This window comes from Paenibacillus sp. GSMTC-2017, from assembly GCF_016019935.1.
Taxonomy (GTDB): Bacteria; Bacillota; Bacilli; order Paenibacillales; family Paenibacillaceae; genus Pristimantibacillus.
Genome location: NZ_JAECMT010000002.1, coordinates 180,742 through 192,579 on the forward strand (window position 1 = coordinate 180,742; position 11,838 = coordinate 192,579).

At 40.6% G+C, this 11,838-nt stretch carries 10 protein-coding genes; all 10 read right to left on the bottom strand.

Annotated elements, in window-relative coordinates:
* Positions 1-29: 29 nt before the first annotated feature.
* The 10 genes from I6N90_RS08065 to rnz all read right to left on the bottom strand — a co-directional run bounded on the left by I6N90_RS08065 (position 30) and on the right by rnz (position 11,816).
* On the bottom strand, positions 30-1,385 hold the full coding sequence (locus I6N90_RS08065; protein WP_197935022.1) for a sensor histidine kinase: 1,356 nt from the start codon (positions 1,383-1,385) through the stop codon (positions 30-32).
* The gene (locus I6N90_RS08070; RefSeq protein WP_197935023.1) at positions 1,382-2,080 is read right to left on the bottom strand and encodes a response regulator transcription factor; all 699 of its coding nucleotides are present in this window, start codon (positions 2,078-2,080) and stop codon (positions 1,382-1,384) included. Before I6N90_RS08070 ends, I6N90_RS08065 begins: the two co-directional genes overlap by 4 nt.
* A gap of 141 nt (positions 2,081-2,221) precedes the next feature.
* Positions 2,222-3,838: a serine/threonine protein kinase gene (locus I6N90_RS08075; protein WP_197935024.1), complete on the bottom strand. Its 1,617-nt coding sequence runs from the start codon at positions 3,836-3,838 to the stop codon at positions 2,222-2,224.
* A gap of 176 nt (positions 3,839-4,014) precedes the next feature.
* Positions 4,015-5,034, bottom strand: coding sequence for an SAM-dependent methyltransferase (locus tag I6N90_RS08080; RefSeq protein ID WP_197935025.1), 1,020 nt, complete (start codon positions 5,032-5,034; stop codon positions 4,015-4,017).
* A gap of 57 nt (positions 5,035-5,091) precedes the next feature.
* On the bottom strand, positions 5,092-5,424 hold the full coding sequence (locus I6N90_RS08085; RefSeq protein ID WP_197935026.1) for a cyclic-phosphate processing receiver domain-containing protein: 333 nt from the start codon (positions 5,422-5,424) through the stop codon (positions 5,092-5,094).
* 36 nt (positions 5,425-5,460) lie between these two features.
* Positions 5,461-6,282, bottom strand: coding sequence for an Fpg/Nei family DNA glycosylase (locus tag I6N90_RS08090; protein WP_232242911.1), 822 nt, complete (start codon positions 6,280-6,282; stop codon positions 5,461-5,463).
* Between the two features lie 44 nt (positions 6,283-6,326).
* Positions 6,327-7,127, bottom strand: coding sequence for a TIGR01457 family HAD-type hydrolase (locus tag I6N90_RS08095; protein WP_197935788.1), 801 nt, complete (start codon positions 7,125-7,127; stop codon positions 6,327-6,329).
* Between the two features lie 18 nt (positions 7,128-7,145).
* Positions 7,146-8,465, bottom strand: a complete 1,320-nt coding sequence (locus I6N90_RS08100) for a ribonuclease H-like domain-containing protein (protein ID WP_197935028.1) — start codon at positions 8,463-8,465, stop codon at positions 7,146-7,148.
* Positions 8,462-10,747 (bottom strand): DEAD/DEAH box helicase, encoded by a 2,286-nt coding sequence (locus I6N90_RS08105; protein WP_197935029.1) that lies wholly within the window; start codon positions 10,745-10,747, stop codon positions 8,462-8,464. The genes I6N90_RS08100 and I6N90_RS08105 overlap by 4 nt, the downstream gene beginning before the upstream one ends.
* A 142-nt stretch (positions 10,748-10,889) precedes the next feature.
* A complete protein-coding gene (rnz, locus tag I6N90_RS08110) occupies positions 10,890-11,816 on the bottom strand; it encodes a ribonuclease Z (protein WP_197935030.1) in 927 nt (308 codons plus the stop codon).
* Positions 11,817-11,838 lie beyond the last annotated feature (22 nt).

Consider the following 11,838-nt stretch of genomic DNA (forward strand, 5'->3'; position numbering starts at 1 on the left):
TCAAAATAAACATTCCATCGTATTGATCTTTATTTGCGTTGCTTGAATTGTAATGTAATCGTTGTTCCAAGATCAGGAAGACTAAATACATCAATTTTACCTTCATGCAAATCAACGATTCGTTTGGCGATAGAAAGACCAAGACCAACTCCACCAGTCGAACGGCTTCTGGCTCCATCTACACGATAGAAACGTTCGAACAGATGTGGAATCTCTTTTTCTGGGATACCCATACCTTTATCTTTAACTTCTATTTTAACAATGTTCTTCATCAGTGTAATTGATATATCAATTGGTTCTTTAGAATATTTGATCGCATTATCAAGTAAAATGACTAGCAACTGACGAACTTTGTCTTTGTCACCCATCATTCGAACAACTTTGGTAAGAGCTTTTACACGAATTGGGCGTTGGAAAGTTGTCTGCAACATCATAGCTAGTTCATCAACAACTTGTACAACATCAAACATCTCCAGTTTCAACCAATCTTCTTGCTCGGCCTCTGCTAGCATAAGCATCGATTTGGTTAAGTTCTGTAGTCGAATTGATTCCTTAGCAATTGCTTCTATCGCTTCGTCCCGCACACTTTCATCGTCTCTACCCCAACGTTTTAGCATCCCTGCATAACTGCTTATTACCGTTAACGGTGTTTTTAATTCATGTGATGCGTCTGCGACGAATTGCTTTTGCTTGGCAAATGTTCGATCTAGTCTCTCAATCATCTGGTTAAAAGCGCGCAGGAGTTGTTGCAATTCTGCCGACTCTTCACGATTAGTCATTTCGATCTGGCGCAGTTTACCACTCCGATCGATTTCTCTCATCGTATTAACCATCTGTTGAATTGGAGCCGTTAACCTCGAAGTGAACCAATAGGTTCCGAAAATCGCAAATAAGATCGCACCGCCGCTAGTTACACTAAGGGCAGCAACAAGCACCTGCAAATAATTGTCAAGTTCATCCAAAATCCGATGAATCTCAAGCATTGCAACCACTTTGCCATCTTCATAAAGTGGCACGCGCATAAATAAGATGCGCTCGCCACCTTTTGTAATCATATCGGTTTGGTGATAAGGTTCAAATTGTGCTGGTATTTCAAGCAGCACAGGATTAGATCCTGTTATAATCCAAACACGATTATTAGGCCCAATGATACGTATCATTTCATTTACATTCGAATATTCCGTCAACAATTCAGGATCATTAAGTCCTCTACCACTTTGTATTCGCGGATTTTCGAGCATGAGATTGACTTTGGTCGTAATAACCTCTTCTTCAGTCTCAGTCGTAATTTTGATGACATAGAAATAAACAAATATATTAAAAAAGATCAATATTAATATAAGCCAAAAAATAGTGAAAAGCGTAAATCGTTTACGCAGCGTCATGCATCTGGCTCCTTTATCATGTAGCCTACGCCGCGAACCGTATGAATCAATTTATGGCGATAGCCTTTGTCCAGCTTCTGGCGAAGATATCGAATATACACATCGACTAAATTTGTTTCGCCGATAAAGTCGTAACCCCATACTTCCGACAATATATCTTCACGTGACTTCTCTTCATTACGACTTTCAACTAAATAAACTAACAACTCAAATTCACGAGGAGTCAGCTCTATCAATACATCTTTTCGGTACACTTTACGTGAGCGAAGCTCAATCGTCAGGTCACCGAGCTTAATCATATCAGACCCTTCAGACTCTTTAGGATACTGTTGGAAAATGCGTAGTATATTCCGTACTCTTGCGAGTAATTCCTCCATTGCAAATGGCTTCGTAATATAATCATTAGCACCATGCTCAAAGCCGCTTACTTTATCAGGAACGGTGTCTCTCGCCGTCAACAGTATAATAGGAACTGGATTCCCTGCTTGTCTAATTAATCGAAGTACCTCAATACCACTCATCTCTGGAAGCATGACATCTAGTAATACTAACTGCCATTCTCCTGTTGATGCCATCTCATAGCCTTTGCGACCATCTGTAGCTATTCCTACAACATAGCCTTCATGCTCTAATTCGAGCTGCAAAATGCGGGCGATTCCCGCTTCATCCTCTACGACAAGAACTCGTTCGTTCATGACTTCGGTCACCTTCCTTCTTAGCCCAATAATACATTCATCATAATGAAGGTAGGGTCGAAATGCAAGCAAGCCGTCTCTCGAAAAGAGTGAAGTGGGCTATTTTAAACACTCATTTTTCTCATAGTAGCGAATTTTTTCTTATTGGTTTGAACAGATATTATGTGTAATCAATTCGAAAACGGGCAGCAATGCTCGACTTAATCGATAATCCAAAACGGTATTATCAGTTACCCACTTGCTACTCCATAATGCATTAAGCATTGCATCTTGAGGAAGTAGAGGTACGGCCGCAATTGGTCTATCTGGGAAAAGCGATAGCCACTCTCTTCGACCACTGAATCGTACATCTTTATTAGCGATCCAGTGAAGTTCTCCTCCACTAATTCTCAGCTCTTCTTGTAATTTTTTTAATTGCTGAAGCTGGCTTACTTGCCACCTAGAAATAAATGGATCGGCGATTACGACAACATGTTTTGATTCTTTCAGCCATTGCATTGCATTTGTATCCATCCATTGACTGGAAAAATCGATAATATTAATAGCGCTTCCATGTTGCTGTAACTTTTGCTCAAATAACTGTTTATCTTGTTGTCTATCTGACAAGCTATGTGAATTAATTGTTAACCAATTAATACAATTTCTTGCTTCTTTACGTCGAATAAATCGTTCTGTAAAACTTGTAATCCCTTCTTCCTCGGATGCCTCACGTTTCGATTTTGAAGGCAAAATCTCTAGCCATTCAGGTGGAACATTATAATATTCCGCTGCAGTAACGCTAAACCCTTTGCGTCCAAGCATTAACGCTAAAGTAATGGACAACATCGTTGCACCTGCGCCAGGAGATAACGATATTACACTTACAAGCGGCGATTTAGTTTGGCTCGTGTACGTATTCCAGCTTCTAGGTTCCTCCGTTAGAGGAGCTTGTGTAGAAAACGCTCGTAGTTCTAGTTCGACTTCCCTCATACTTTGATAACGATGCTCTGGCAGTTGCTGTACCATTCGATCAAGAACAGCACGAAACGAAGCAGGAATTTGGTGCGGCAATTGATTTATAGCGGGTGATTTCCCTATCAAAGTCTGATGTTGTGGAACGACAGTGCCATTTGATGCTATGTAATAGAGCAATGCTCCTAGTCCATAAATGTCCGTTCTAACATCACTTTGTTTGCCTTGCTGTTGTTCTGGTGCCGCAAATCCTTTTGTTCCTAACTTCATAGTATCGTTAAGTTGTCCTTCTTTATAACGACGAGATATTCCAAAATCGATAAGCTTAACGTGACCTTTGCGGTCAATCATTACGTTCGAAGGCTTTAAATCTCTATGAATAATGGCCGATGGCAGTGAATGCAAATAATTTAATGCTGAGCATAGCCCTAAACCAATATGAATCAATTCTGGAAACGTAAATCCACCAAAAGTTCGAGACATCATTGCTGCAATCGTATCTCCTTCGATATAATCCATCACTAACATCTCTATGCCAGTTTCAGAATCAGGAGGAAAATAATCTGTAATTAATGGTAAATACGGGTTCCTTAATCTCATCAACGTATTTGCTTCCTCAGAAAAAACTCCTTTACCTTCTTTCGTTACGGTTACTTTCATTGCTCGGAGCATACCATCTAATCTCAAATCCTCCACAGCATAAACAATACCCATACCGCCTTGACCTAAAATACGTAATATACGATATCGTCCTCCGACGAGTTTACCCTTCTCTAAATATGGCAACTTTACACCGATTCCATCCACTTCTATATTCCTCCAATCGAAAAAAAAAGCACCCCGACAACGCCTGTGTTTAACAGACGTAAATCGGGATGCTTTCCCTACGAAATATGGTTATCTAAAGGCTATTGTAGCATATGCCTTTGACTTCGTTCAATTATTATAAAGACGACTAAAAACCCATTCTCTCATAACCTAGACTATTGTTTCTTTTGTAAAAACAATGTGATTTCCTCGCGGTTATGAAATAACTGCTTTGCTTTGAGTATTGTAAAAGCAGTCCCTAGACGCTCTTGTACTTCTCGAATCGTTTGCAAAGGCTTGCGGTGCATAAGCTTGATCGTAATGATTGCTGTTGCATATGGTTTTAGCGCTCCTTGCAAGTCCAATATAAGTCTACTCATTAGCATAGGACTCCAACTCATATCGCAAACGAGTAGATCATAAGTATTAGCAACCAATTTCACATCGGCAGCATTTCTCTTATGATGTGTTAGTGCATGATGATGCAAAAGTGAAGGATGCATGTCAGCAGGATCGATAGCCGTTACTCGAAGCCCACGATCAAGAAGCAGTGAAGTCCAACCACCAGGTGCAGCTCCAACGTCTAATGCTTGCTTAAAGTCTGCATAGTTCAATCCAAATGCCCGTTCAGCTTCCAAAAGCTTGAACTTAGCTCTAGAGACTTGTCCATCTTCACGCTGGAAACGAACCGCCCCACCAGGCCAATCTGACAACATATCCCCAGGGCTTGCAAAACCGACATACAATTGTGTCTCCGCAGCATAAATCGAAATAATGATTTCTGGTTGTTGTACAACTGGTTCTGCATCAAGTTCCTCAAGAACTGCATCCAGTAGTGCCTTAGTATCCGATGCGGAATAATGGAAAGTTGTTTTTGAGCTTCTACGAATATGAACGGCTGTACGCTTGTCCACAAAAGTTAGCCTTGCGTGACGTATCATCTCCGACAATCCTTCGAGATCAATTGCACTTCCGCTAATTTCGATTACTCTGTCAACAGGTTGGATGTGCCGTAGAAATATCGGCTCTTTGCTATGAATAGCTTCAAGCGTCTCGGCTCTTTCCTGCTCACAACTCATAAGGAATACTTCACCTGCTGCTAGCTGAACAAAACTTGCTCCAGGCAAAAGTCTACGCAACTCCTCAATTGCATATGGTGCATAACTCTGATTTGCTGTTCCGATCCATTGACTCACGATAAGTTATGCCTCTTTCATTATGAAGTAGAATAATCCTTTTTGTATCCTAATTAATTACTTATTAGCAATTTCATCTACTATACTTTGAGGCATTGGCCCACCATGCAATTTTACATCATCTGGTACATTTCGCGAAAGATGATGATACATTTGTAATTTGCCAGATGTACTTGAAGTATGTAAATAAATTTGTTTCGGATATTTTCCGATATCAACCAAATGACGAACGACTTCAAAACCTGTTGGCTGCCCCCATCCAAGATCAAAGTCCAGTGAGAGTATATCAATGTCTTCGTTACTTATTAGCAGCTTACATTCCTCAGCGTTTTTGGCTAATACGAAGCCAGCCGGACAATGACGATAATCGTCCAAATAGACATGTATCATTTGTCATCTCCCTAATATTATCCGAGTTACTCTCAATTATTGCGGTTTACTTTGACAATTTGGGCAAATAAAAGCTTTTCGGGCGCCAATAGAAATCTTTTCAATTGTTCCACCACAACGTATACAATCCGTACCTTCACGTTCGATCACTTTGAATCGTTCCGAGTAGCCACCAGTGAAAATATCATTTGCAAACAATGGTTTTTGTCCAGCACCACCATGTGAAATCGATTCCCTTAATATTGATCCCATTGCTACAAATAGTTTCTCCCAGCTTTCAGCATCCATCTCGGATAACTTTAAATCAGGTCTTATTCCAGCTTCATAAGCAATCTCATCTGCATAAACGGGTCCGATCCCAGCAATACAACTTTGATCCATCAAAGCTGTCTTAAGCGAACTTCTCTTCTTTGCAAATTTCTCAATAAATTTATTTAACGAAAGGCGCTTGTTGAGTGGGTCTGGACCAAAGTTTTTCATATACTCCTCTACACCTTTAACGGTCAGAAGTTGAATATCTCCCCTTTGAAGCCCATGGAAGCTCAAATGACGATTTCCAAATTGCATCGTTACCGATGCTTTTGATGAATCGTAATTTTCGTCTTTTAAATAGCTATACAAATACGCCTGATTGGAAATGTGTAACACTAATCTTCTTCCATTATCTAGATGGAATATAAGATGTTGAGCTCGCCGCTCTACGAACCAAACCGTCTTATCGATGATTTCTACATTTAATTGATCTTCGGATAAATCAGTTATTTTATGATTATGCACCTGAAATCCAGTAATCTGTGCACCTGCATATCTTTCCGCAAGCATCACTCGATATATTTCTAACTCTGGCAACTCCTGCATCAAAAATAATTCCTCCCTGCGCCTCAATATTCGAATGATTTGTTTTAACGATGATTGGAAACGGTTTGAATTAAAGCTTCTAAGCTCTCACAAATCAAATCCGGTTTACAACGCGCAGCTTCTGAATAACTACTATAATTAGCTGCAGTAGTTAGTCCTGTTAACACGAGCAAGGTACCACAATCAGCTGCAATTCCAGCAGCAATATCAGTAGCTATATTATCTCCAACTACCCAAGTATCTTGATTTGGTACACCAAGTTGCGTCAATGAATAATCCATTAGTATAGATGATGGTTTCCCTATTAATACAGGCTCTTTGCCACTAGCAGCCTTTAGCATTGCGCCAATTGAACCAGCACCGGGTATAAGTCCATTTGTAGAGGGTAACAACAAGTCTGGATTAGTTAAAATATAAGTTGCACCTTCACGAATATAACGAACAGCTTGAGCGATACGTTCATAAGAAAGATTTCGATCAATCCCTTGTACAACAAAATCAGGAAATTGGTCTGTTATTCGTAACCCAGCATCTTGAATAGCTTCATGTAGTCCTGATTCTCCAATGACGTACACGGATGCTTTAGGTTGTAATCCAGCAACATATTGTGCAGTTGCTTGTGCAGAAGTACATACATCCTCACTTGTTGCAGGTATTCCCATAGCTTCTAGTCGATTAGCTACTTCCTCAGGTGAAGAAGCAGAGTTATTTGTGACAAATCGATAAGGAATACTTTCATTACGTAAATAATGTATTAATCGATCTGCACCATCTATCATTGTAGTACCATGATAAAGTGTGCCATCAAGATCGATTAGCAATCCCTTCATGGCACGTTCATTCATTGTCATAAGTTCATTCCTCTATATCGTTGATACTTTCGCTTCAAGTTTTCGGCGCAATCTAGCAATTCGATTTTGAATGGCATCGAGCTCCGCTCGGTACTTTTTGTCTCTTCGCTCATATTTAAATAATTGCTCTCTACGATCTAATGCTTGAATCGCATAAACTAATGCAACTTCAACCTGTTTTACCCGATGTTCGTAGTACATTGCAAGTTCGATATATGCTTCTTGTACATCTTCAATATCCTTAAGTCCTTTATACTTTACGGCTTTCTGCCACAATAACACAGCACGGCCCCAATTTCCAGCCTTCTTATCTCTTGTAGCTAGCAAAGTAAGTGCAGATGGAAGCGTGGATTCCGACTGGAGAGCACGTTCGAACAATGTGTCCGCTAAATGGTAATGTCCCATTTTCTCAAGCCATAGTCCTGTTCTCACTAACTCTTCTGCTTCCTCTGGATAAGGTATTCGATTAAAAATTTGTTCTTGAAGCAAAAAACCAAATCGAATCGATAAACATGCTAAAGAAAGAAGATCACTTTCGTTATGGATGAATACACCTTCGAGTGGAGCCGGATCACCTGTCGCCAAATACTGGAAATATAGCTGTGGTGCTAATGAGCCTGGTACATCTTCCGTACGAGATATGCCGAGACGTTCCTCTTCTATATGACTGAGCTTACATGATGCTAGAGTATTTCTCCATAACGAACGTGACGGATGAAGGAAATCCAGATGTAGTGGCGTCCATGCTTCCCCTCTAATACCATTCATAATGATTCGATTCTGAACAAGCGGCCAATCAAATGTCTTCCCATTATATGTCGCTAGGTAAGTATAATTGCGAAGCTTTCTTTTCAAATTATTCAACATCGCATATTCTTCAGCAGGATGCCGAATGATCGTTTGCTCGACAATAAAAGTGTCTGCCTGTTGATAAGCAATCCCAATCATAAAAGGAACATTTCCCGCTCCTACTCCGAGTCCAGTCGTTTCCAAATCCAAATAAAGGATTTGTTCTGGATTCATTTCACCTGCTACAGGGTGGAAAGCTTTAAGACCTGAAGCAGCTTCTACCAACTCTCCAAGTTGATGTGTACCATGGAAATGCCCTAAATGAAATGTACTTTTGCGTATTAAAAATGATCCTTCATCCGTTGTTTGTAGCTCTACTCCGAAAGTTGACCAAGCAGGATGTAGAACTTCCGCTGCTTCCTGCGATTCAATTTTCTCCTCTTCAACTTTAACTGCAAGTGAATTAGCTATTGCATCCGGGTCAGTTACTACGTCCTTTGACACACCTCGTAGCCTATTCATCCGATCACGTAATCCACTCATGACATTCTCTCCGCTTCTAAGATCAGTTCCAGCGCTTGCTGCTTGCCAAGTAATCCTACTTCTTCAATTGGCCCTACACAAGCCGGACAACCACTTAGACATGTACAAGTCGTAATCATAGATTTAGCTTGTTTTAACAACTCATCATGTACTTCGAATAAGCGCTCACTTAAACCGATACCTCCAGGATAGCGATCATAAAAATAAATCGTTGGCCTCTGTGAATGAATCGCTTTAACTTGAGGTACAACTCGAATATCAAATGGATCACACATCAAATAAAGTGGTGCAATATGAACAAGTACATTTGCAAGTCCTAGTAATGCAAATTGCATCTCATTTTTACTCTTACGGGAAGCAGCCTCTTCACTAAATGAAAACCAGTAACTGCTCGTATGAAGCTCTTCTTCTGGCAAATGTATTGGCCCAGATCCGATATTTTCATGTGTACGAAGACGAATTTTTTTGAAAATGGTTGCCTTCGCATTAAGAGTGACTTCACCGTATTGTCTGAGCAACTCTCCAGATTGTTTCTCTTTATCAACATGAAGTACTTTTAGCTCAACTGCTACATTGGCGTCAGTATAATAATCAACATCAACCTCACGAACATAAGCTTTTTTCTCGGGATAGTCCAGTTTTTCAACTTGATATTGTACCCCTTCATGAATATAAATAGCTTCTTCATGGATGAGCGTTGGCGCACTAAAACGATCCACCTCTCCAAGTACACGATTAGCGTTCGTCATATCAATAATTATAAAATTTTCTTGTGCTGCTGATCGTAAAGAGATGCCATGCGCCGGGAACGATTGTTCCATCCAAAACCATCTGCCTCCTGCACTGTGAAGTACCTTCTCATCTACTAAAAACTCCATCATATCTTCTAAAGACTCTGAGCCAAATGTGTCTCCTTGTCGGAATGGCAGTTCATAAGCAGCACATTTCACATGATCGATAAGAACCAGCAAATTGTCAGGATGAATAAGTGCTCTCTCGGGCGGGCGTTCGAAGAAAAAGTCTGGATTCTGAATCATATATTGATCCAGCGGATTGCTGCTCGCAACCATAAAAGTTACCGAACTTTCCTGTCGTCTGCCTGCACGACCTGATTGCTGCCAAGTACTTGCAATCGTGCCGGGATAACCATTCAAAACGCATGCTTGAAGTTGTCCAATATCGATGCCTAACTCCAGCGCATTCGTACTAACAACTCCACGAATTTCTCCGTTTCTAAGTCCTTTTTCAATCTCGCGTCTAAGTTTAGGCAAGTAGCCTCCACGATAACCTCGAATTGTTTTCGTATCAAGCTTATCCCGAATCAACTCTTGCAAGTAAGTTAAAAGTAACTCTACCCTTACTCTGCTTCTAGCAAAAACAATCGTTTGTACACCTTGTTTCAACAACAATCCAGCAAGTTTCTGAGTTTCTAGTACACTACTTCTTCGTATACCAAGTTGTTTATTAACAACTGGAGGATTGTAGAAAACGATATGTTTTTCTCCCATAGGGGCACCATTATTATCGATCAAAGTTACTTTCTCACCGATCAGCTTCTCTGCATGTTCGAGTGGATTGTCAATCGTTGCAGATGCGCAAATAAACTGCGGATTCGATCCATAAAAACGGCATATCCGTTTTAAACGGCGGATGACATTCGCAACGTGGCTTCCGAAAACACCACGGTAAGCATGCACTTCATCGATTACAATGAATTTAATATTTTCAAATAGTTTTACCCATTTTGTATGATGAGGTAGAATGGCGGAATGCAACATATCTGGATTTGTTACGACAATATGACCTGCATTACGAATCGCCGTTCTAACTGTCGGTGGAGTGTCGCCGTCATATGTATGTGTTTTTATACCTGAGTCCATAAGATCAGCTAAAGTTTGTAACTCTGTAACCTGATCTTGTGACAATGCTTTTGTTGGGAATAAATACAGTGCTCTGCCCTCTTCGTTTTCCAGAAGACTCTGCATAACGGGTAAGTTGTAACAGAACGTTTTTCCTGATGCCGTCGGGGTTACAGCAACAACATGATCGCCTCTTCTCGCAGCCTCGTATGCTTCCGCTTGGTGAACATATAATTCATTAATGCCTCGTGATTGTAGCGCTTCACGCCATGCGGGATGTAAATCATCCGGTAGTGGGGCGTTACGGGCATCGCGTGGTGGAAGTGTACGCCAATGGGTTACGTTCGCCATTATTTGTTCATTCGATTTTATATGCTCTAGCCACTCCCCAAGGTTTTCAGCTCTGCCCGTCCAGCGATTCATTACCTTCACTCCTCATTCAACCTGACTATATCAACGTAAGTAGTCTCTTTTATTTGCATTATCGCTTTTATATTACAGAATACACGTTCGCTTCGCAATGTTATATTTAGGTGCAAAAGATATCTATTATACTCTTCTCATCTTATCGATTAACTTCAATCATTCCCAAATCTATTGCAGCCACACTGTCTGTGAACACAGCAGAAGCTTCTTCTTCAAGTTGTTGCAACTCTTCATTACTATATCGTCCACTGAAATGAGTCAAAACTAGCTTACGTGCTCCCGCTAATTTTGCAGTAGTTGCAGCATCAACAGTTGTACAATGTCCAAATTCATGCGCTTTTTCCTCCATACCAGCAGCAAAGGTCGCTTCATGGACTAACACATCTGCATTTTGTGCAAGTAGCATTGCGGATTCACAAGGACTCGTATCTCCTAGAATAGTAACAATTCTACCGCGATTGATACCATCTATAACGTCCTCTGGCTGTATGACCGTACCACAAGATAACGTTACCGATTCGCCTTTTTTCAATTTGCCATAAAGAGGCCCAGCCTCAATACCTAACTCCCGTAGTCGATCAACCTTCAATTTCCCTGGTGTATCATATTCCGTAATCCGATAACCAAAACATGAAATTCGATGTTCAAGCGTTCTTACTTCAACTTGGAACTTATCACTTTCATAGATTGTCGCTGACTCTTCTGCCAGTTCATGGATGATTAGCTCGTAATCTAACATCGTACCCGTCAAATCAAATATCGTTTCAATATATTTTCGTAATCCGACTGGTCCAAACATTGTGACTGGAGTAATTCCACCATCAAACGAACGACTGCTTAACAAACCAGGAAGCCCATATAGATGATCCCCATGTAGATGAGATACAAAGATCATCTCTAGTTTATTCAACTTTAATGGTGTTTTCATAATTTGATGTTGCGTAGCTTCACCTGCGTCGAACAACCACCAACTAGAGAGAGGTTCAGGCAATTGCAGTGCCAGCGCAGTTACGTTACGATGCTTGCTTGGCCTGCCTGCTCCCGTACCCAAAAACCATAGTTTCATCCTTCAAACGCCTCTTTTCAAT